At 59.5% G+C, this 21,774-nt stretch carries 20 protein-coding genes; 14 read left to right on the forward strand and 6 right to left on the reverse strand.

Annotation, left to right across the window (positions count from 1 at the left end; all coding sequences use genetic code 11):
- Positions 1 to 114 precede the first annotated feature (114 nt).
- Complete coding sequence (locus ABH944_RS33035; RefSeq protein WP_404611520.1) at positions 115 to 405, forward strand: hypothetical protein; 291 nt, start codon at positions 115 to 117, stop codon at positions 403 to 405.
- A gap of 353 nt (positions 406 to 758) precedes the next feature.
- Here ABH944_RS33035 and ABH944_RS33040 read toward each other — a convergent pair whose 3' ends face one another.
- Entirely contained in the window at positions 759 to 1,667 is a 909-nt protein-coding gene (locus tag ABH944_RS33040) for a LysR family transcriptional regulator (RefSeq protein ID WP_404611522.1), read from the reverse strand.
- A 253-nt stretch (positions 1,668 to 1,920) separates the two neighbouring features.
- Between ABH944_RS33040 and ABH944_RS33045 the strand changes: the two genes are divergently transcribed.
- From ABH944_RS33045 to ABH944_RS33060, 4 genes are all read left to right on the forward strand, one after another.
- A complete protein-coding gene (locus tag ABH944_RS33045; RefSeq protein WP_404611524.1) occupies positions 1,921 to 3,129 on the forward strand; it encodes an MFS transporter in 1,209 nt (402 codons plus the stop codon).
- A gap of 32 nt (positions 3,130 to 3,161) precedes the next feature.
- The gene (locus ABH944_RS33050) at positions 3,162 to 3,983 is read left to right on the forward strand and encodes a cyclase family protein (protein WP_404611526.1); all 822 of its coding nucleotides are present in this window, start codon (positions 3,162 to 3,164) and stop codon (positions 3,981 to 3,983) included.
- Between the two features lie 104 nt (positions 3,984 to 4,087).
- Entirely contained in the window at positions 4,088 to 5,401 is a 1,314-nt protein-coding gene (gene fahA / locus ABH944_RS33055; RefSeq protein ID WP_404611528.1) for a fumarylacetoacetase, read from the forward strand.
- Between the two features lie 80 nt (positions 5,402 to 5,481).
- Positions 5,482 to 6,945, forward strand: a complete 1,464-nt coding sequence (locus ABH944_RS33060) for an alpha/beta fold hydrolase (protein WP_404611530.1) — start codon at positions 5,482 to 5,484, stop codon at positions 6,943 to 6,945.
- Positions 6,946 to 7,044: 99 nt separating this feature from the next.
- Here the strand turns inward: ABH944_RS33060 and ABH944_RS33065 are convergent, their stop codons facing one another.
- Together ABH944_RS33065 and ABH944_RS33070 are read right to left on the reverse strand one after the other, a co-directional pair.
- Entirely contained in the window at positions 7,045 to 8,094 is a 1,050-nt protein-coding gene (locus tag ABH944_RS33065) for a CobW family GTP-binding protein (RefSeq protein ID WP_404611532.1), read from the reverse strand.
- Positions 8,095 to 8,112: 18 nt separating this feature from the next.
- Positions 8,113 to 9,072 (reverse strand): MBL fold metallo-hydrolase, encoded by a 960-nt coding sequence (locus tag ABH944_RS33070; RefSeq protein WP_404611705.1) that lies wholly within the window; start codon positions 9,070 to 9,072, stop codon positions 8,113 to 8,115.
- A 402-nt stretch (positions 9,073 to 9,474) separates the two neighbouring features.
- Between ABH944_RS33070 and ABH944_RS33075 the strand changes: the two genes are divergently transcribed.
- The 4 genes from ABH944_RS33075 (at position 9,475) to ABH944_RS33090 (ending at position 14,671) form a co-directional block, all read left to right on the forward strand.
- Positions 9,475 to 10,416, forward strand: coding sequence for an AEC family transporter (locus ABH944_RS33075; protein WP_404611534.1), 942 nt, complete (start codon positions 9,475 to 9,477; stop codon positions 10,414 to 10,416).
- A 71-nt stretch (positions 10,417 to 10,487) separates the two neighbouring features.
- A complete protein-coding gene (locus ABH944_RS33080) occupies positions 10,488 to 12,167 on the forward strand; it encodes an NAD-dependent malic enzyme (protein WP_404611536.1) in 1,680 nt (559 codons plus the stop codon).
- Positions 12,168 to 12,535: 368 nt separating this feature from the next.
- Positions 12,536 to 14,281 carry a methyl-accepting chemotaxis protein gene (locus ABH944_RS33085; RefSeq protein ID WP_404611537.1) on the forward strand — a complete coding sequence of 582 codons (1,746 nt, stop codon included), beginning with the start codon at positions 12,536 to 12,538 and terminating at the stop codon, positions 14,279 to 14,281.
- A 3-nt stretch (positions 14,282 to 14,284) separates the two neighbouring features.
- Positions 14,285 to 14,671 (forward strand): hypothetical protein, encoded by a 387-nt coding sequence (locus ABH944_RS33090; protein ID WP_404611539.1) that lies wholly within the window; start codon positions 14,285 to 14,287, stop codon positions 14,669 to 14,671.
- Positions 14,672 to 14,920: 249 nt separating this feature from the next.
- On the opposite strand, the gene ABH944_RS33095 is transcribed toward ABH944_RS33090, so the two are convergent.
- Positions 14,921 to 15,934 carry an aldo/keto reductase gene (locus ABH944_RS33095; protein WP_404611707.1) on the reverse strand — a complete coding sequence of 338 codons (1,014 nt, stop codon included), beginning with the start codon at positions 15,932 to 15,934 and terminating at the stop codon, positions 14,921 to 14,923.
- A gap of 159 nt (positions 15,935 to 16,093) precedes the next feature.
- Complete coding sequence (locus tag ABH944_RS33100) at positions 16,094 to 17,017, reverse strand: LysR family transcriptional regulator (protein ID WP_404611541.1); 924 nt, start codon at positions 17,015 to 17,017, stop codon at positions 16,094 to 16,096.
- Positions 17,018 to 17,230: 213 nt separating this feature from the next.
- On the opposite strand from ABH944_RS33100, the gene ABH944_RS33105 reads away from it, so the two are divergent.
- From ABH944_RS33105 to ABH944_RS33120, 4 genes are all read left to right on the forward strand, one after another.
- A complete protein-coding gene (locus ABH944_RS33105; RefSeq protein WP_404611543.1) occupies positions 17,231 to 18,028 on the forward strand; it encodes a carboxymuconolactone decarboxylase family protein in 798 nt (265 codons plus the stop codon).
- A 64-nt stretch (positions 18,029 to 18,092) separates the two neighbouring features.
- The gene (locus ABH944_RS33110; protein ID WP_404611545.1) at positions 18,093 to 18,554 is read left to right on the forward strand and encodes a hypothetical protein; all 462 of its coding nucleotides are present in this window, start codon (positions 18,093 to 18,095) and stop codon (positions 18,552 to 18,554) included.
- A gap of 114 nt (positions 18,555 to 18,668) precedes the next feature.
- Positions 18,669 to 18,884 (forward strand): hypothetical protein, encoded by a 216-nt coding sequence (locus tag ABH944_RS33115; RefSeq protein WP_404611547.1) that lies wholly within the window; start codon positions 18,669 to 18,671, stop codon positions 18,882 to 18,884.
- Positions 18,885 to 19,148: 264 nt separating this feature from the next.
- Positions 19,149 to 19,511: a translation initiation factor Sui1 gene (locus ABH944_RS33120; RefSeq protein ID WP_404611549.1), complete on the forward strand. Its 363-nt coding sequence runs from the start codon at positions 19,149 to 19,151 to the stop codon at positions 19,509 to 19,511.
- Between the two features lie 264 nt (positions 19,512 to 19,775).
- Here ABH944_RS33120 and ABH944_RS33125 read toward each other — a convergent pair whose 3' ends face one another.
- On the reverse strand, positions 19,776 to 20,855 hold the full coding sequence (locus tag ABH944_RS33125; RefSeq protein ID WP_404611550.1) for an MDR/zinc-dependent alcohol dehydrogenase-like family protein: 1,080 nt from the start codon (positions 20,853 to 20,855) through the stop codon (positions 19,776 to 19,778).
- Positions 20,856 to 20,974: 119 nt separating this feature from the next.
- On the opposite strand from ABH944_RS33125, the gene ABH944_RS33130 reads away from it, so the two are divergent.
- A complete protein-coding gene (locus tag ABH944_RS33130; RefSeq protein WP_404611552.1) occupies positions 20,975 to 21,748 on the forward strand; it encodes a helix-turn-helix transcriptional regulator in 774 nt (257 codons plus the stop codon).
- Positions 21,749 to 21,774 lie beyond the last annotated feature (26 nt).

Here is a 21,774-nt window from a genome sequence, read left to right on the forward strand (position 1 = left end):
ACGACCGGTAGCGCGGGTTTGATCGCCACGAGCCAAGCGTACAACGACAGCTATGGAGAAATACGAATGGATCGTCTGCATCGAAATTCCAGTCCAATCAAGGAGACACGAGTCATGAACAAGACAACCAGCACATTAATCGCGGCCGTCGCCGCACTCGCGCTGTCGGGCGGCGCTTATGCGCAGAACAACACGCTGGCGACCCCGAGCACCGTCTCGCCCGCCGCTGCAACGAGCAGCTACGGCACGCCTGGCGTCAACAACTCGGAAAGCGGCAAGGCCGCCGGGTCACCGAACTCGGGCACGCCGAATAGCATGAGCAACAGCTCAACCTCCGGCACCCCCGCTTTCGGGGTTAACAACACGCTTGCGACCCCGAGCACAGCGTCGCCGGCTGGCCAATAACAGCAATCAATGGTGACAACCAGGTGCGAATAAATGCAAGGCAACCAAGCGCTTCAATCGCATAGGGCGCAGTTGTAATTGTGATCGGCGCCGCAGTTGCCACCCATCGTAGAAAAGACCGCTGTCCGTGAGGGCAGCGGTCTTTTGTTTTTCCTGACCTCTTCCTGGCAGCGGCTTGCGACACACCGACTGGTCGCATGCCCGTGGAGTGACCGAATAACAGCGAATGGGCTAGCCTGCCATAACGCGCAAGACGAACGAATTCGCCCCAACGTTGAATGACCGCTTCGCGGAAAGGCAAAGGACCCAAATGGGTCGATGTCCGGAAACAGGTCTGGGTAAAAAATATGGCACTAGCTCGCTAGCGCAACTTCCCGCATGATCTGTCTAAACCAAAGCAGCGCCGGATCACGCTCCTGGAACTTGTTGTACTGAACGACTTCGACAAGCTTGGGAATGGGATAGGGGCAAGGAAGCAACCTTAGTGACGGTAAGTCGCGCTGTAGCATCAATGCAAGACGGGTCTGCAAGGTAGCGATGCGTCGGGTCCCGACCAGGAAATGCGGGACGACTCGAAACGTCTCCGCGGTTACCTCCGCTCGGCGGACATATCCCAACGCGGCTGCAGCGTGGCTGTCAGATGTGACAATTGCTCCGCCTGCCCACTCCATGATCACGTGACCCAGCTCGAGATACCGGTCCAACGTAAGGTCGTCTCCAATCCGGTCGTTTTCCGCCCATGCCAGGCATGACCACGAATCCTCGAATATGGGTTCGGCGGGATGAGCCGACCCGGCGCGGAAGTCGGGTGTAATAAGCAGATCGATTTCCGCATTGTCCAGATGGGAAAGCCCCAATGTCGCGGCGGTACGCACGCGGAACCTCATGAGCGGTGCCTCGACGGATGCACGCCTCAGGACCTCTCCGAGAAACACACTGATCACGTAGTCGGACGTCTCCACCACGATCTTTCGATCCGAGGTTGCGGGATCAAACTCAGGACTGTCGTTGGTGATTACCTGAATTTGCCGTAACACCTCGCGGACCGGGCGTCTCAGGCCTTCCGCCCTGGGCGTCAGGACCATTGCCTTGCCTACCTGAACCAACAACTCGTCATCGAAATATTCGCGTAGCCGGGCCATGGCGGAACTCGTCGCAGACTGGCTCAGGAATAGCCGCTGTGCAGCTCTTGTCACGCTGCGTTCGCTCAGGAGCGCGTCCAAAACCACCAGTTGATTCAAGTCGAGTTTGTTGAACCGCATCGCACCGTTCCATTGACCGTGTGGATACATCATGCCAGCAAGATCAATTGTACAGACTCCCCTCTTGAAGGCATTGTGCACGGGTGGACGGCGGCGAGCGGAGCCGCCCCGCGTAGATCCTTACTCCGCGGCCATGGTGTCCATATTTGCAAAAGGCCGGGACCCAGAACGCAGTCCGGTCGTTCGAGAGTTACTTGTACGTACTTGTCCTCGCAGTTCCGGCGTGGCGCTTACCGCCGCATGAAGGTTCACGATGAAAAACCGCTGGCTGGCCTTGATCATCATTTTCTTTTCGTTCCTCCAGTTCACGCTGAACTGGTTCAACATCGTCCCGGCGTTCGGCGGACTTGTTGCGGACATGCATCTGGCTCTTCCGCAATTGGGCATCGTCGTTGGAATGTTTATCGCGGGCTACGGCGTGGCCCATATTCCAGGCGGAGTGCTGGCCGAGGTGTTCGGGCTCCGGTTCGACATCCTCTTCGGCGTAGCTGTTGAAACTCTCGGCACGCTGATCTCGGCCCACGCGTCCAGCCTGGACATACTCCTGATCGGTCGCTTTGTTTGCGGTGTCGGCGGATCAATCTACCTTGGCAGCGCAATCGGTCTCACGGCTGCATGGTTCCGGGACCATGAACTGGCAACCGCCAATGGCTTGATCACGGGCGTTGCTTTCACGGCGGGCGCGGCGCTGGGACTTTATCTCTGGGAAGGGATCGTGGCCACGTCCGGCTGGCGTGACGCATTGATGCTCGGCGCAATTGTTGGTGCAGGCACCTTCGCCGCGCTGATTTTCGTGTTTCCGACTCCTCCCGAATCGCGCAAGGAAAGTCTGGGTGGCAGCCATTTGGGCATGGCCGTGTTTCGACGCACGTTCTATAACCGCGACCTCTGGCTGTTGGGCGCGTCCCTGCTCGCCGGCTACGGCAGCTACTTCACCGCAGTCGAACTTCTGCCCACATACGCGATATCGCATTTGCATGCGAGCGCTCATGCAGCGAACAAGCTCAGCACGATCCTGCTGCTGAGCGGCTTCATTGGCGGGGCGATCGGTGGCTGGTGCGCGGACCGCCTGTTCGGTCTGGTACCGACCATCATCGGCGCATGTTGTATCGAGGCAGTGGCGACCGTGTTTGTTCCACTTCTCGATATCGCGGGCTTGCAGATTGCCGCCGCCGTGATCGGGGCATTTGGAACCCTCAGCTTCGTTGTCTGGATCGCAGTGCCCGGCGCGCATCGCGACAGGATTCCACTCGCAGACGTGCCCATTGCCAGCGGATTGATGCTGACCATCGCCGCGGTTGGCGGCGTAGTCATGCCCGCCTTGTACGGCAAGGTCGCGCTGTCGTATAGCCCGGCGAGCGCGTGGACCGTTCTGGGCGTCATGACGTTTTCGTTTTCGTTCGTCGGGCTGCTGGTCCGTCAGCCGATTGCGTCGGCCGGCATGGAGCTGAAGCGGGCATGACCTTCATCGTCTGAAACACATCAACGGGATGAATGCATCACCGGCGCGTTCATCGAGTCATTACTATCCGGAGAAGAACAGTGCAGCGACTAATCGATATTTCCATCGCACTCGACAACGACACGATCGCCGATCCTGCCGCGTTGCGTCCCTCGATCGAATACACCGCCCATGCCGCGACGGGGCCTGCCTTGGTTGCATTGTTTCCCGGCATGACGGTCGAACGGTTGCCCGAAGCAATGGGCTGGGCTGTGGAGTCGATCAGGCTTTCGACCCACAACGGTACGCATGTCGATGCGCCGTGGCATTACCACCCAACCATGGATGGCGGCGCTCGCGCGATGACGATCGACGAGGTGCCGCTCGACTGGTTCATGCAACCCGGAGTCAAACTCGACTTCCGTCATTTGCCTGACGGCCATGTAGTGACACCCGATGAAATCGACGCTGAGCTCACTCGTATCGGCCACACGTTGATGCCCCAGGAAATTGTGGTGGTCAACACACGCGCTGGTCAACGATATGGTCAGGATGACTACGTATCACGTGGATGCGGAATGGGACGCGCAGCGACGCTGCATCTGGCATCGAAAGGCGTGCGCGTGGTTGGAACCGATGGCTGGAGCTGGGACGCGCCTTTTGTGCACACGGCGAAGCGCTTTGCCGAGACCGGTGACGCCAGCCTTATCTGGGAGGGTCATAAGGCCGGACGCGAGGCCGCTTACTGCCAGATCGAAAAGCTTCACAACCTCGAGATTCTGCCGTCGAAGGGTTTCACAATCATTTGTTTTCCTACGAAAATCCGCGCCGCAAGTGCCGGCTGGACACGAGCGGTAGCGGTCCTTCCTGACTGACACTTTCGGCGCGCCCCGTCGCGTTCATGCACGTCACGGGCGCGATACGGCAAGACGCACTGCATCGGCCTGATATAGCGAGAACCACCCAGGAAGGTATTGCAATGGTGAACAGTATCGACTCAACTCATGACATGGGCCTTGAAAGCTGGGTAACGAGTGCCAACGGTCATCCGGATTTTCCGGTGCAGAATCTTCCACTCGGCATTTTCATGCCTCGCCGCGGACCGGCACGTGCCGGAGTCGCGATTGGTGACAAAATTCTGGATTTGAGGGTGCTATATGAAATGGCGTCTCCCGATGCCAGGACAATCCTCGCGCCTCTTGCCTACGCGGAAAATCTCAATGGTTTTCTTGCACTCGGGGCGGCGGCCCGGCGCGGGTTGCGCCAATTCCTTTCCGCCTTCCTCACCGACTCGACATCGCGAATCCTGAGGCAGAAAGGCGCGACATCGCTGCTTTTGCATGAGTCATCCGAGTGCACGCTCCAACTTCCTGTACGAGTCGGCAACTACACGGACTTCTTTGCCGGGGTGCATCACGCAGCGTATGCCGCACGTCGCCACCAAATTCCGGGAGATATGTTCCCGAACTACGCGCACCTTCCAATTGCGTATCACGGCCGCGCTTCATCGGTCCGCGTGTCCGGCATTGAAATACTCCGGCCGGCCGGGCAGCTTCGTTTGAAAGACGACGCGGCTCCCATAGTCGCGCCATCGCGAAAGCTGGACTTCGAACTCGAGTTGGGAATCTGGATTGGCAGCGGCAATGCTCTCGGTACGCCGATCCCTGTTGATAACGCTCACGAGCATATAGGCGGCTACTGTCTTCTAAACGATTTGTCAGCGCGTGATATTCAGGCCTGGGAATCGCAGCCTCTTGGTCCCTTCCTCGCGAAGAACTTTGGATCGGTGGTCTCGCCGTGGATCATCACGCCTGAGGCGTTGATGCCGTTCCGGACGAACCGGCGTGCCCGCACATCTTGCGAGCCGCCACTTCTGCATTACCTTGATGGCCGCGAAGATGCCGAAAGCGGCGCCATTTCTGTCGACCTGGAAGTCTCGATCACGTCCAGGCGCATGCGCGACGCACGCCTTTCGCCGAGACGCGTCTCAGCGACATCGACACGCGAGCTTTACTGGACCGCTGCGCAGATGGTTTCGCACCATACGATGGGTGGTTGCAATCTGCTTCCCGGCGACCTGATCGGCACCGGGACAATTTCCGGTACCGAACCCGGGTCCGCGGGCAGCCTTCTCGAATTGACCGATGACGGGAAAACCCCGCTCTCATTCTCCGCGAACGAAACGCGAAGTTATCTTGAGGATGGAGACGAGATCCTGTTCCATGGCAAATGCAACAGGTCCGGATTTGCATCTATTGGTTTCGGTGTGTGCAAGTTCATTGTGGCGATGTGAAGTGAGATTGTTTTATCGCTGCCGTGCATATGTCTGAACCAGCCACGACCCCAGTACCGATCACCAAAAAGGAACACTTCATGTTGCTGCTCCCTAAACTGATGCGACGTGCGGTATGCGCGCTTGCAGCTTTCGTACTCTCTCTTGCGTGCGCCGGTACGCAGGCGGCTGAGGTCTCATACCACTACGCCACCGTTGACGGCATCAAGATCTTCTATCGAGAGGCCGGAGACAAATCGAAACCGACTCTGCTGCTTCTCCACGGCTTTCCCTCTTCGTCTCACGAGTTCCGCGATCTGATTCCGCTGCTGTCCGACAATTTCCATGTGGTGGCGCCGGACTACCCGGGCATGGGGTATAGCGACGCGCCGCCGGCTGACAAGTTCACTCCCACCTTCGACAACGTGACGACCGTGATCGAAAACTTTGTCGCGGGTCTTGGCGATCCGCATCTCATCGTCTACATGACCGACTTCGGCGGTCCAGTGGGAATGCGCATGGCCGTGCATCATCCGGACTGGATCTCCGGACTCATTTTTCAGAATGCCATTGTGTCCGAAGCCGGCGTTGATCCCTCGCGGCGCAAGCGTGACGAAGCGATCTCCGGCGAGATCACGCCGGAGAAGCGTGCGTTGGCAGAGAGCCATGTATCGCTCGCGACTGCGCTGCTGCTCTATCAGCATGGCGCGCGCAATCCCGCGGCGCTCAATCCTGATGCCTGGACGAACGATGCGGTTGCCCTTGCGAACCCCGACAGCCGCCGGATCATGACCGACCTGCAGCTCAACATTCCAAGCAACGTCGCATCGTTTCCAGTGTGGCAGGCTTATCTGCGCATGCACCAGCCGCGGACACTCGTGGTGTGGGGCAAGAACGACCCGATCTTCTTGCCGGCGGGCGCCGAAGCCGTCAAGCAGGAGGTGCCCGATGCATCGGTTCACTACTACGATACGGGTCACTTCGCGCTGGAGGAGGACCATGTCGATATTGCCCGGCAAATCAACCAGTTCTTCGCTTCAACGCATGTTCGAGGTCAGATCGAATCGGTTGACGGCCGTGAGTTCACGGTGTTGACCCGTGAGGGTGCGCATATGAAGCTGGCGCTCGAAGACCGTACGCGGTTCGCGGCGGTCAAGCCCGTTGATCCTGCCACCATCAAGCCCGGCACCTATGTCGGTGCTGCGGGGACTCCAACGGCCAGTGGCGTCCAGGCAATGGAGGTCATGATATTCAGGGAGGAGCGGCGCGGAACCGGAGAAGGTCATTACGACTGGGATCTGGCGCCGGGAAGCACCATGACGGGCGCCACGGTAACATCGATAATAGAAAAACCCGACGCCCGTGACCTTGACGTGAGCTATGGCAACAAGACACTCGCGGTCTCAGTACCGAACTCAGCGCCGGTTGTCACCTTCGCGCCGGCAGCTTTTGCCGATCTAAAGCCGGGAGCGTCGGTGTTCGCAGTCGTGGTCCCGAGTGATCATCGGCAAATGAGTGCAGTCAGCGTGATTGTCGAGAAGAATGGCGTCAAACCGCCGATGTAGCTCGACATTTGCGCGAACGGTCGGAGCGAACGTACCCGCGGCATGACGCCAGGGCGCGAGCGGTGCGAATGCGCGGCACACCCTCAATCACAGTCAGGGTCATGCCGTGAGCGTTGCATCTCCTCCCGCCGGTTCATCCACACCGGCTTCAAGCAGAAAATGCGTGATCGTTTCCTCGATCACCGACCTGGCAAGACCCTGCACGATAAACACGAGCCGGGTCGTGTGATCGTCGTCGGGCCACTCTTCGAGCCGCAACGGCTCATGCAGCAACTGCTGCACGCCATGAAATACCACAGGCCGCGATTCGCCGATGAAATTACCAATCCCCTTGACCCGCAGGATGCGCTCGCCGTGATAACCGAGCAGTACGGTCAGCGCGGTTTCGAATGCCTGCATTGGCAGTGGTTGTGAGTAAGTCAGGCAGAAGCTGTCGATATCCGGATGGGCCGCGCGTGACGCGGTCGCGCCACGCATGAGCAACTTGCGCGGCGCAGGCTCGGCGCGCAACCAGGGCCGCAAGGCACGCGGCGTCAGGATGTCGAGCAGCTGTTGCGCATCAATCTCGCCGCTGCGCACCGGGATGCGCGGCGCACCCGGATTCAGCGTCTCAAGCGCTGCTTCGAGGTCGGCAAGCGCGGGTGCATCGACCAGTTCAACCTTGGTCAGCAACAGCCGGTCCGCGACCGCCACCTGCTGACGCGATTCCTCATGCCGGGCAAGTTGCGCGGCGCCGTGTTTCGCATCGACGGTCGTCACGATGCCATCGAGTTGCAAACGACCTTCAAGCGCCGCATCACCCAGCAGCAGCGAGATCACCGGGCCGGGTCGCGCAAGCCCCGTGGTCTCGATCAAGATCCGCTCGAAAGCGGGAATCTCGCCACGCGCGCGGCGCTCCAGCAGATCGGCCACGGTCGCAGCCAGTTCGTCGCGCACGCCGCAGCACAGGCAGCCATTTTCCAGCATCGCGATGGTTTCGTCGCGCGAGGTGCTGATGAACAGATGATCGAGACCAATCGCGCCGAGTTCGTTGATCACCACCGCACAGCGGCCCAGCGCCGGTTGTGGCAGCAGGCGATTCAGCAACGTGGTCTTGCCCGAACCGAGAAAGCCCGTTAGCAGGGTAAGCGGAATGGCGGCGGATTGCATGATGGTTTTTCCTAACACTCAGATAACCTGCAGGTCGTGACCAATGATGATTTGCCCGTCGAAATGCTTGCGCGCATCGGCGGCCCACATCTCGTCGGTGATCGCCGGATCGCCGCCCGGCACGAAATGGCTCAGCACCAGCGTCTTGACGCCGGCCGCCGCGGCGATCTTGCCGACCTGCTCGGTAGTGGTGTGGCTCTTCATGAGGTGATCGAGCAGCGTCGGCGCGTTGTCGACGCTCTTCATCAGCTTTTCGAGTGCGGGCAGGTACATCACTTCATGCACCAATATGTCAGCGCCTTTCGCGAACCCGGCGAGCGGCGGGTAGTAGGCCGTATCACCGGAGAACACGACGGTGCGGTCCCGGGTCTCGAAGCGGTAAGCGAATGCCGGTTTAATCGTGTAGTGGTCGACCAGCATCGACGTGACACGCACGCGGTCGTCTTCCATCACGAGACGCGGGCCGTCGAATTCATGGATGTTGATCAGTGGCCGGAAAGGCGGTCGGCCTTCTTCGCGCATTCGCACATCGAGGTCGATCGCATTCATGTCGACAAAGTCATCGATCATCTTTGTCATGCGCGGCGGTCCGTACAGGTTGACGGGCGTGCGCAGGCCGGTGGCCCAGGCGAGAAACACCAGGTTGCCGAGATCGGCGTTGTGATCCGAATGATGGTGGGTCAGGAAGATGTCGCGAATGCCCGGCAGCTTGATGCCCGCCTTGGTCAACTGCAGCGCGACGCCGTTGCCGCAATCGACCACGTATGGCTGACCGTCGACGACCAGCACGTTCGCCGGTGCCGCGCGCAGGTCAGACGGGGTTGGGCCGCCCTTGGTGCCGAGCAGGATGAGTTGTGTGCCCTTTGCCGAATGCCCGGCGGCGGTTGCTGTGGTTGTGGAGCTTGCCGGTGACTGCGCGTGGGCATCCTGCATCCACGGCAGCGCTGCGGTGGTACTTGCCGTAACGGCAATCCGCATGAAATCACGACGGGAACGTCCGAACGGCTGATCACTCATGGGTCTGGTTCTCCTGATATTTTGGATGGAGTTCGCTCGATTTTTCTGCTGTTCTACTGCTGTTCTACGTAGCCGAGCTCAAGAAAGCTCAAATTTTAGCTTTATCACAACCATGCAGGTCATTTACCGCCAAGGCGGTCGTTCGGTGACGAGACTTCACTTGATCCACATCAACCGCATCGCAGTTCCATCCCGTACGCTCTGCTGGTCGCCTGGAATTTATTGATTTCAAAGCACGAATTTCCACCTTGAACCGAGACCCAGGGCACCCGGAGACACGTGCCGGCACCTTTCCATTCCTTACAAACGCCGCTATTTCATAAGTCAGGATTACGAAATGATATTTAAAAACCATAAACCTCCATGACTTCCCTGCCCGTCATACTCAACTCGCTTGTGCCGGTTGCCTTTGTCATCCTCCTCGGACTTCTCGCCGGCGTACTGAAGCTCATCACAGTTGAAAATAGCAGCGTCCTGGCCGCATTGGCGCTTGATTTCTGCTTGCCCGCCATGTTGTTTGCCGCCACGGCACAAATGACGGCGCAGGAATTCGAAAACTGGCAATTCTTCCTGGGCATTGCGCTCGGCCTGATCGCCATTTACCTGGTGGGACTTGCCTTCGCTTTATTCGCATTTCGCAAACCCGTCGCTGAAAGTTCGCTGCAGGCGTTAAACGGCGCGTTTCCCAACATGGCGTTCATGGGAATACCGGTGCTTACCGCCGTGATCGGCACATCGGCAGTGATCTCGGTTGTCATCGGCAATCTGATATCCAGCTTCGTCCTGCTGCCCATCACCTTGACGCTGCTGGAAACGGGCAAACCGTCCAAAGCCGGCACCTCTCCGTCCATGGTCGTGTTGAGCGCCGTTACCCGCGCGGTCAAGCAACCACTGGTCTGGGCCCCGCTCGCGGGGATCCTGTTTGCCGTCGTACATGTCCCGCTGCCCGACGTTATCGCCAAGTCGTTCAACCTGATCGGCGTAGCCACCTCGGGTGTCGCCTTGTTTGCACTCGGTCTCGTTCTAAGCGGACAAAGATTGAAGATCAGTTGGTCGGCGAGCGTGAATATTGTTTTGAAAATCCTGGCGCAACCGTTGGTGATGTGGCTGCTGGCGGTCGCCCTGGGCGTGACGGGTGTCTACCGCCGCGAAATGATCCTGCTGGGCGCCCTCCCCACCGCATCGATGACCGCCATGTTCGCCGTCCAGTACAAGGTCTATATCGCTGAATCCGACGCCACCATTCTATTCAGCACCATCGTCTCGATCGTGACCCTGGGCATCTGTATCGCCTTGACCGTTTGACGACAAAGATGGCGTGCCCGCCACCTTGCAGCAGATATGCGCCCTCTTGAACCCCTTTTCGGACCGACATAATGAACTCATCTTCCAACGTATCAACCCTCGTTCCCACGGGAATGTCCTTGCTGAACGATCATGTCCGAAACCACGGCACTGCGTTTACGCTGGAACAGCGGCGCGCCGATCACCTCGAGGGCCTGTTGCCTCACTCGGTCGAAACGCTGTCGCGGCAAGCGGAACGAGTTCTGAAAAACCTCGAAGCCGAACCTACCGACCTGGCCCGCTATTTGTCGCTGATTGCGCTGTCGGATCAGAACGAGACCTTGTTTTATTTCGTCGTCATGTCCGACCCGGCCCACTTTATTCCCATTCTCTACGATCCGACCATTGCCGACGCTTGTCTCGCATACGGCCACATCTACCGTCGGCCGCGCGGCATGTATATCAGCCGCGACATGAAGGGACGAATGGCCGAAGTGCTGCGCAACTGGCCGATCCGGGATGTCCGCATCATCTGCGTCTCTACTGGGGGGCGCATCCTTGGATTGGGCGATATCGGCGCGAACGGCATGGGCATTCCGATCGGCAAGCTGCAGCTTTATACGGCGTGCGCTGGCGTGCCGCCTGATTGCCTGTTGCCGGTTTTGTTCGACATCGGGACGACCAACGCCTCGCTGCGAGCCGATCCGCTGTACCTCGGCATGCGCGAGGCGCCTCCGTCCGAGCAAGCGCTGGATGAACTGGTCGAGGAATTCGTGCAAGCGGTACAGACCGTGTTCCCGCAATGCCTGATCCACTTCGAAGATTGGAAGGGCACTGACGCAATGCGCATCCTCAAGCGCTATGCGGACAAAGTGCTCTGCCATAACGACGATATCCAGGGAACGGGTTCCATCGTCCTCGCGGGTCTCACCACGGCGCTGCAAATTCTCGAAGCACCGCTGGCGGATCAACGGATCATGTTTCTCGGCGCGGGATCGGCGGCCATCGGTATTGCCAACCTGATCGTCTCGGCGATGCAAGCGAAGGGGCTGTCAAAGACTGATGCCTTGAGCCGGATCCAGATGTTCGACACCCAGGGCCTGGTCGTGAAATCGCGCGCGGGCCTGGCGCCTCAGAAAGCAGGCTTTGCCCACGACGCACCCGCGACCGAACGGTTCGACCCGGCCAGTATTCAAAGCGAATCGCCCCAAATAGTTGCCGCACTCGAAACGTTCAAGCCCACGATCCTGATCGGCGTCAGTACAAAGGGCGGTGCGTTTACTCGCGAGGTTGTCAAGGAGATGAGCCGGCTGAACCGCCGCCCCATCATCTTCTCCCTGTCGAATCCGACCACCAAGGCGGAGTGCAATGCCGAGGATGCGTATACCTGGTCGGGCGGGACCGCGCTTTACGCGGCCGGCGTGCAATTCCCCGATGTCACGGTAGGCGGAAAGACCTTCCATCCGGGGCAGGCCAACAATTTCTATATCTATCCGGCCATTGGACTCGCCACTTTCGCGGCGCGCCCCAAACTGCTCAACGACGCATGCTTCATTGTCGCGGCCCAGGCAATGGCAGACCAGGTGGACAGCGATCTTCGCGATGCAGGCCGCTTGTTCCCCACGCAGTCGAACATCCTTGAAACGGAAGTGACGACCGCAACCCGGGTAGCTGAATTCATGTTCGACAGCGGCCTCGCTCAGGCGACCCGGCCCGCCGACATTCGCGCATGGATCGAAGGCATGCTTTACCGTCCCAGCTACGCGAACTAGTTCCAACAGGCGGCCAGGCCGGCCGCCATCGGTCACCTTGCACGAACGCAACGCCCGGCTCCTTGCAACTGCCTGCGTAAGACCACATGGCCTTACGAATTTCCGGCTAATCCCTACTATAAATTCAGGAAATGCCTACATAAATCACTCTTCAGAAACCTTCAATGGTTGTCGTAAATCTGACCAAGCCGTTGGCGCTCCGCTTCACACCATCATTCACGGCATCAAAGTCTCAATGCTGATTTTCGGAAAAGATGATGCGGGCAACCTGGTCAAACAATACGTGACATGAAGACCGTCCATTCCGACGCGCCCGGACTGGCGGTCTTGCATGCATTCCGATTCCAGATGGCCATTCGATCTGGCAAATGAAAAACCCGCTCCATCAAAAAGGCACTATGAAATTCACCGTAAGACAGCGGCTCATTACGCTTATCGCTGCAACATGCTTGATATTCACCGGCTTGTGCATTGCACTTCTCCTCCAAATGAATAGCGCAAACTCCGCGCTGGAAGCGATGTATCGCGGCACCGTGGGCAGCATCTCCACAGTAGGAGAGATCGACGGCCTGCTCACGCGCGCGGACGTAAACATCCTGCGGATGATTGCAATTGGAGATCCACAATCTATCGCGACGTGGAAACAGGAGAATGCAGAGCGCTTCAATACAGTCGACAAACTGCTCGATTTGTTAGCCTCCAGCACGACCGGCGAAAGACAATCCGCGGTGAAGAATTTGTCAGGCGCATATCACAAGATGCGATCAGGGATGGAGCATCAAATCGAGCGTATTGAGGCAGGAGACATCAAAGGCGGCGCAGAGGTCAACCGTCTCGAAGTCAAGGATAATGCGACCCAGGTGTTCTCCATACTCTCCGACATGAAGAAATCCCTGTCGGATACCGCCAAGGCGAGTTTTGAACAGCAGCAAGGCATTGCGACTTCGACGTCGTATATCAGCAGTGCGGCGATTGCCTTCGTTTCCGGTCTCTCAATGTTAATCGGTCTTCTTCTGGCGCGCGGGGTAGTCGGCGAGCTGGGGCAAATCCGCGACACGCTCGCCTATGCGGACAGCACACTCGACATAACACGTAAAGCACCTGTGAAGCGTCTGGACGAGATCGGTCAGACGGGGGCAGCGTTCAACAGCCTCCTCGCGCGCATTTCCGAAGTCATTGGATCGGTTCATGCATCCACCGAGTCGGTCAGCATTGCTGCGAAAGAGATTTCCGCAGGTAACACGGATCTTTCCGCTCGCACGGAAGAGCAGGCTGCCTCGCTTGAAGAAACAGCCTCCAGCATGACCCAGTTGACCGAAACAGTAAAACAGAATGCTGACAATGCCCGTCAGGCAAGCACGCTGGCGACGACTGCGACCGATATAGTCGACGCGGGTAATGACGCCGTTCTGAGTATGGTTGAGACCATCGATAAAATCAGCGGTAGTTCCAGCAAGATTTCAGAAATCACTGGCGTCATTGAAGGCATTGCCTTCCAGACCAACATTCTTGCCCTTAACGCAGCCGTCGAAGCCGCACGTGCTGGCGAACAAGGGCGGGGTTTTGCTGTGGTGGCTAGTGAGGTTCGCAATCTGGCCCAGCGTTCCGCCACCGCCGCCAAGGAAATCAAGGAACTGATCGGCTCGTCCGTTGCGATGATCCAGGACGGATCGAAACAGGCGGCTGATGTCGGCGCGACCATGGGACAAGTCAAGCAGGCAATCAAGCAGGTCTCCGATATTGTCGGCGAGATCGCCGCGGCGTCCGAAGAGCAAAGCCGTGGCATTGAACAGGTGAATCAGGCCGTGGGCCAGATGGACGAGGTCACGCAACAGAATGCGGCGCTCGTTGAGCAGGCTGCAGCTGCAGCGCAGTCACTTGATGAACAGGCAATGAGGCTGAAGGACGCCGTTTCCGTATTCAGGATCGCTGACACCGGACAATCTTCGGCACGCATGGCGATCCCGCAAAGCAAACCTCGCCTGCCAGCTTCCGCGACTCCTGCCATGCGGCGCGCGGAGCCTACAAATCCGAGGCTTGCCTTGGTCAGCATTGCTAACAAATCCACCGCCCTCGCAGCCGATACGGCGAAAGCGGACTGGGAAACTTTCTGATCCATGCAACGCACCATGTTCAGGATCTTCAAAACACAGCGCGACCACTCAGGGGTTGAGGCCCGACCGGTTTCGCCGGTGCAATCGCAGCCCGCCCCGACCACACAACCTGAAAGAGCGCTCAAGGATACGTTGCTCGATTCGCTCGCGACCCTGTCCAAGGCAAACGGTATCAGCGCGGTTCAACAAGGAGCGCGCCTTGCAGTCATGGGTGAACTGCTGGTTTCCGTGTTGACGCACCTTCCAGACGCGATGCGGGCAGATATTGCCGAGTCGTTCCGTGGCAAGGTTGAATATTTGATGTCGCTAAGTGATGACACGCCCTTACCGGAAAAATACCACTCGGCGCTCTTGAGTGAGGTCAACCGTTACCTGAACGCACTTCGCTAGTCCTGTTTCAGCAAGGACATTCTGGACACCGGCGTTGTTGTAGGCGGCATCCAGCCTTCCAAAGAGTTCCTTCAGCCTCTTAAGGCTATGGTTTTCAGTGCTGTTCTGCCTGGCGCGGATTCTGTGCCAGGCAGAACGTTGGAAAGGGCAACGGGGACCGCGCGAAGACGTCCTCTCGCAGGCGACGCTGATACCGATCAGGCGCACCTGCGGCGTCAGGAGCGCGCACGGCGTTGCGCGGGCTGCAGATCAGCCCATCACGCGCCGGCCTTCGACCGGATAGTTTGGATCCGTATATCCGAGCGTCGATGCATGCCCCGGAGGAACCAGACTCTCCACAAACTTTTCGTCTTCCGCTCCCAGTTGCAGCGTCAGTGCGTCCATGTAGCTGTCCCAGTGCGCTTCCGTGCGTGGCCCGGCGATGGCGGAACTCACCAGCTTGTTCCTGAGCACCCACGCGATGGCGAACGCAATCGAGGTGGTATTGCGCTCAGCGGCGTGTGCCGCGACCTTCTGTGCAATGGCGAGAGATTCTGGACGCCACTCGGTCTGCTGGATGCGCTTGTCACCGCGCGCAACGCGAGAGTCGGCAGGCGGGGCATCGTCGAGTGCGTATTTGCCCGTCAGCACACCCCGTGCGAGCGGGCTGTAGGGCACGACGCCAATGCCGTAGTGTCCGGCAGCGGGGATCAGTTCGACCTCGGCCGTGCGGTCGACCATGTTGTAAACCGGTTCGATTGCAACGGGACGATCAACGCCGAGCTGATCGGCCACGCGCACGATTTCCGCGATACGCCAGGCGCGGAAGTTGGACAGACCGAAGTAACGCACCTTACCTTGGCGAATGAGCTCGCCGATGGCACGAACCCCTTCCTCCAGCGGCGCGTCAACAAGCGACCGGTGGAAGTAGAGAACGTCAATGTAGTCAGTGCCGAGGCGTTTCAGGCTGACGTCGACTGTCTGGCAGATCCATTTGCGCGACTGCCCCTGTTCGTTCGGACGGGCAGTTGCCGAAGCGGGGTAGCCGAACTTGGTTGCCACGACCCAGTCGTCCCGTCGTTCCGCGATCGCCCGGCCGATAATTTCTTCAGATCGGCCAGCGTGGTAGACGTCTGCGGTGTCGAGGAAGTTGACACCTTGATCAAAAGCCTTGTCGATAATCCGGCGGGAGGTAGCTTCATCTGTTTCGCCGCCAAACATCATCGTGCCCAGACACAAAGGCGAAACCTTGAGGGCGCTGCGACCCAGATACCGATAGTCCATTCTCATCATCTCCATGCAGGCTGCGCCTGCGGTTACCAGAGCGTGCACGCCGGAAACGGCGCACCTGCCGGCGCTTTGACCGCCGTCTGTATGGAGGATGATAGGTCGAGGTTATCTAGTGATAAAGCCCGTAAAACGGCAAACCCTCATGAACTGGAATCATGAATCCCGTTTTCGGCGTCCCGGCTCTTCCGTGCGATAACGGATCGCATCGATCACCACGGTCATCGCCCGTGAGAACTCGCGACGGGTCGCATAGCAGGCGTGCAGCCCCGGAAATGCGGGACACCATTCTTCCAACACCTTCACGAGGCGACCCGCTTCGACATGAGACTGGGCGAGATCAGCCGGGACGTAAGCGAGGCCGTATCCCGACAACGCTGCAGCCAGCATCTGATAGGTCCCGTTGAACGCGAGCTGTCCGTCCACGCGCACCTGCACTGCACGGCTGCCTTTCTTTAACTCCCATGGGTAAAACCCGCCCAGCGTCGGCAAACGAAGATTGATGCAGTTGTGTGTGGTCAGGTCCTGGGGTTTCTTTGGCAACGCACGTGTCTTCAGGTACTCCGGCGCTCCGACAATCGCCATCCGCATCTCGGGCGCGAGACGGACCGCGATCATGTCCCTTGCTACCTGATCGCCATGGCGAACGCCGATGTCGTACCTATCCGCCACGATATCCGAGAGGCCGTAGTCGGTGATGATCTCCACCCTGAGGTCTGGATATTCTCGAAGGACCGGCGACAACCTGGGCCACAGGACTGTCTCGGTCGCGTAATCGGTCGCGGTGATGCGGATCGTACCCGCGGGTTTGTCCCGAAACTCGGTGACGGCTGCGAGCTCGGAATCGATCTCTTCGAAGCGGGGTGCGATGGTCCGGATGAGTCGCTCGCCAGCCTCCGTCGGCGCGACGCTGCGCGTGGTTCGGGTCAGGAGTCGCATGCCGAGCCGGGTTTCAAGCGCCCGGATGGTATGGCTCAAGGCCGATTGCGATACGCCGAGTTGCGCAGCCGCACGCGTGAAGCTGTGCTCGCGCGCGACGGCAATCAGGGCCAGCAGGTCGTTGTAGCTTTCTCGGCGCATTGATGAACTCATTTCATAGGTGTTTGCCGATTCTAGCGCCTAGTCGGCTATGAGCGGGTACGTTAGATTTCAAATGTGGCGTGGCGTGGCGCCTGCCCATCCCTGCCGCCCTTGTGACAACCGGATGCCGGAGCAGAGTGCGCTTATGAGCTGTCGAACGACGCCATGCAGATCGGCTCGTTTCGATGCAGAGCGCTATCGCGGAGACTGCCGATGAGGATATTCGCCATGGCAATGATGTCGCTTGCGCCAGGCACCGCGGCCTGTTCGCAGTTCGAAAGGAAAGCTGATATGGAAAGTCCGGATCGTTCGTCCTCCGTCAACCTGCTCGCTGGAATTGACGCCGTTTCACCCGCCCTTGAGCGCTACACGAACGATGTGGTGCTGGGCGACCTGTGGAAACGTCCGCAGCTTTCCGCTCGGGATCGCAGCGTAGTCACCCTCTCGGTATTGATTGCGCGCAATCAGAGCGCAGAGTTGCCGTTCTATCTCGATCTCGCGCTCGACAGTGGCCTCAAGCCTGGAGAGATTTCGGAAATCATCACGCATCTGGCGTTCTACTCCGGTTGGGCCAATGCGACCGCGGCGGCGAATGTCACGAACGCCGTTTTCGAAAGACGTGGCATTACGGCGGCGCAGCTCCCGCCGGCGGCGGTTGACCTTCTCCCTCTCGACGAGGCGGCAGAAGCCCGGCGCGAAAGCACAGTGCAGCAAAACTTCGGCGCCGTCTCGCCCGGAGTCGTTCAGTTCACCCGGGACGTACTGTTCAACGACCTGTGGCTGCGACCAGGTCTTGCGCCCCGCGACCGCAGTCTCGTCACGGTCAGCGCGCTGGTTGCCACCGGCCAGGTCGCGCAACTGACCTATCACCTGAACCGTGCAATGGATAACGGACTGACGAGGGCACAGGCGTCGGAGGCGATGACACAACTCGCGTTCTATGCGGGTTGGCCAAATGTATTTACGGCACTTCCAGTCGTCAAGGACGTACTTGAAAAGCGACCCGGCTGAGGGCTGGCCCGGGCCTGACGGCCGGAGCAAACGTTCCTGTCGATTCAGCACAAGAGAAAACCGGATGTCACAAAAACTGAATGGCGCCACCCGGCTGTTCCCGATTATCGGCGACCCGATCAAATTCGTGAAATCGCCGCAACCGTTGACCCGTGGTTTCGAGGCACGAGGCCACAACGCCTTGTGCCTGCCCATGCAGGTAGCGAAGGACGACCTGGATGCGGTCATGCATGCGCTGACGCTGACCGGAAACGTCGATGGCCTGCTCGTCACAATGCCGCATAAGTTCTCGGCATTCACTTACTGTGCGACCAGTTCCGACACTGCAAGCTTGCTAGGTGGAGTAAGTGTCATGCGGCGCAATGCGGACGCTACATGGCACGGCGATATGCTCGACGGACTCGCGTTCGTAAAAGCGCAGATCGATAACGGTGCGCGCGTGAAAGACGGCCGTGCATTGCTGTTGGGCGCCGGGGCTGCGGGCAGCGCGATCGCTATCGCTTTGCTCGAAGCAGGCGTGGGTTAACTCATCATCCACGATACCGACGAATCGCGCGCAACCCGCCTGAACGGACTTGTTGCCGAACTCGCCCGGGGTCGTGCACGCGTTGGCCCGGCCAATCCGGCGGGATGTACTTTGGTGTTCAACGCAACACCCATGGGCCTGGCAGAGGACGATCCGCTTCCAGTCCCTGGCGAACTGCTGGATCCGTCGATGTTCGTTGGCGATGTGATTGCCGGGCATGGGGTGACACCGTTGCTGATCGCGGCCCATTCAGCGGGCTGCAAAACGGCGAATGGCATCCAGATGGTCGATGCAGTGCAAGAAATGATGCTTGATTTCTTGCTGCGCTAGAACGTCCATTCACAGCGCTCAGCCGACTGCGGCTTCAACATCACCGCGGCAGCGAGAAGCCGACGGTCTCGTAGCTCATCGGAAGGTCCGTTCCTGCGATCACTTCAGACGTTTGTCGTTCGTAGCTGCCTGGCTGCTCCGGGTCGACATCGGGAGTTCAGCATGAGACCAGACTTGGCCGGAGGCGGCTGCCAGGACGCACCTGCTAAACTCGTCTCGATTCCCGACTTAGGTGTCTCTTAGGTGTCTTCGACTAAGCCAATCATGAAGAGTAGTCCCAAAGGCGGCCTTATTTATTCCACCGATGGCGGGCGGATGTGTCCCGAATGCCGGCAGGCGCTCGCGGCATGTGTCTGCAAGCCGGTTGCCAAGACACTGCCAATAGGTGATGGCGTAGTGCGGGTGACGCGTGAGACCAAAGGCCGGGGCGGCAAGAGCGTGACGCTCGTCAAAGGGCTGGCGCTCGGTCCGCTTGACTTGGCATTTCTGGGCAAGCAATTGCGCACGGCCTGCGGTTCTGGAGGAACAGTCAAGGAAGGTGTGATTGAAGTACAGGGTGACCATTGCGAGCGGGTTATAGAAACGCTCAAGAAGTACGGCTACAACGCGAAGCGGGCCGGGGGCTAATCGCTTCAATGAGCGGTGGCGCGATGAGTCCAATGGACCGCGTGCCGCCGGGGGCGGTCCTTCATGGCCGGTTTGGTGAACGTCTGCTGATGAGCGGCGAATCGCTACCTGGCGAAGCGACGGTGGCTGGCGATTCGCCAGGCAAAGCTTCATTTCGAAGTGCAGTGGCGCCTCTGACGCCGGGAAACTGACCTCCACCAACCGGGCAATCGTGCCTTCAGATCGCGTCTCGCGTCGTCAGCGTAAGTCACGAACTTCCGCAGCCTAAGGCCTGATGACAGTCATTCTGAATGGTCCGCCGTTGGCGGCTGCATGGGATACCGCCGCGTTCGCATCGTCCAGCGCAAACGTGGTGACGTCAAAGTGGCCAAGATCCAGCAGGCCCGAGCGGATCAAACCGGTCATGCGCGTCACCGCTTCCGGCGGATACATCCATTTGCCACGCACCACGATGTCGTTGCGCATGATCCACGGATAAGGCAGGTCGAGCCCTGCGCCCCCAAGCATGCCAACACCGCCCATCAGCACGATGCGGCCATAAGGGCGCACGGCCATGACTGCCGCGCGCACCGTTGTGGTCGTGGCGGAAGGCGGCAACAGATCGATCACGCAATCAACCGGACCCGGCGCCGCCTCGCGCATCCGTTTGGTGTCTTCGTCCTCGTTGCCCGAGAGTTTCACGGTCCGCACACGTTCGCCGAAGCGGCGCTCCAGATCCGCAAGCGCGCGTTCATTGCGCCCGGGAGCGACGACGCAGCGCGCGCCCATCGCAAGTGCTGTTGCGACGCACGCACTGCCGAAATTGCCGGTTGCGCCGCTCACAAGCAGTATTTCGCCGGCGAGCAGGTTAGCGGCGAGCAACCCGCCATAAGGCACGAGCACGACGTTGAGTGCGCACCAGCGTGCGGCATCGCCTGGATCAATCTCGCCGATACGAATCGCGTTTTCAGTCGGCACGCGCACCTGTTCGGCGAAGGGGCCATCGTGATAATGCCGTTGCAGGCGCATGCCGCCGTCGCCCCTTGCGCTCCAGCCCTGCAGTGCGATGTCGGGCATCAGGGCGTCATCGCGCGAACGCACGGTCGGGTCGCAAAATACCCAGTCGCCCGGCTTCAGGTGCGTCGCGTCCGGGCCGCTTGTGCGCACTCGTCCGATCGCACCGCAACCGGGCACCATCGGCAAACCGATGTTGTAGCGTCGTTCTCCGTTGAATACTTCGTTCGCGTAGGACAGCACCGGCGCGGCGGCGACATCCACGACAACTTCGCCGGTGCCAATTTCCGGTGCCGGCATTTCCTCGATGTCGAGCGGCTGGCCAAGCGTCTTCAGGATTGCGGCTTTCATGGCGATCTTTTGCTCTCTGTGTTTGGGACAAGACGATTTTGGCAGGCTTAGAATTGGCAACAAGGCCTGGGACTATCCTAGGACTAGCGCGACCCTCCATTGCAGACGGAAGACACAACATGGCGACGTCTAGCCGAAGTGAATTTGGCGATTTCCTGCGCTCACGGCGCGAGAAATTAAGTCCTGGCGAACTCGGGCTCAAGAGCGGCCGGCGCCGCCGTACGCCGGGCTTGCGGCGCGAGGAAGTGGCGGAGTTGGCGGGCATTGGCGTGGACTGGTACGTGCGGCTGGAACAAGGACGAACGGTCAGTCCTTCCGATGCCACTCTCGATGCCCTCGCCGGCGCCCTGCGTCTCGGCAAGGTCGAAGCGGCGCACTTGCGAGCGCTGGCGCGCAATGGCGATCGCCAGGACTTTGCGCCCGAGAGCCTGCCGCCGGCCATCGAGCGTCTTGTCACGAGCCTCAATCTGCCCGCCTACGTCACCGGCCGGCGCTGGGACATCCTGGCCTGGAACGCGGCCGCCGCGGATATCCTTGGGTTTGACCGCCTCGCCGCATCGGATCGCAATATCCTTGCGTTCATGTTCATGGAAACGGATTCGCGGCGGCTGTTCGGCCGCACCTGGGCCGATGAAGCGCGCCGCATGGTCGCGCTCTTTCGCGCGACCCACGATCTCCATGCCGGCGATCCTGCTTTCATCGAATTGGTGGAGCGCGTGTGCGCCCGTAGCCCGGAGTTCGTGAAGTGGTGGAATGCGCACGACATTCGCGGCGGTACATCCGGGCAGAAGGTGCTCGTGCATCCCGAGCGAGGCGCGCAACGCTATGAATACACCACGTTTCAAGCGAACGACGATCCCGCGCTCAAGCTTTCGATCTACACGCCTGCCTGAGCGCGAACGAGCACGGAAGCAGACCT

The organism is Caballeronia udeis, from assembly GCF_044909315.1.
GTDB lineage: Bacteria > Pseudomonadota > Gammaproteobacteria > Burkholderiales > Burkholderiaceae > Caballeronia > Caballeronia udeis_A.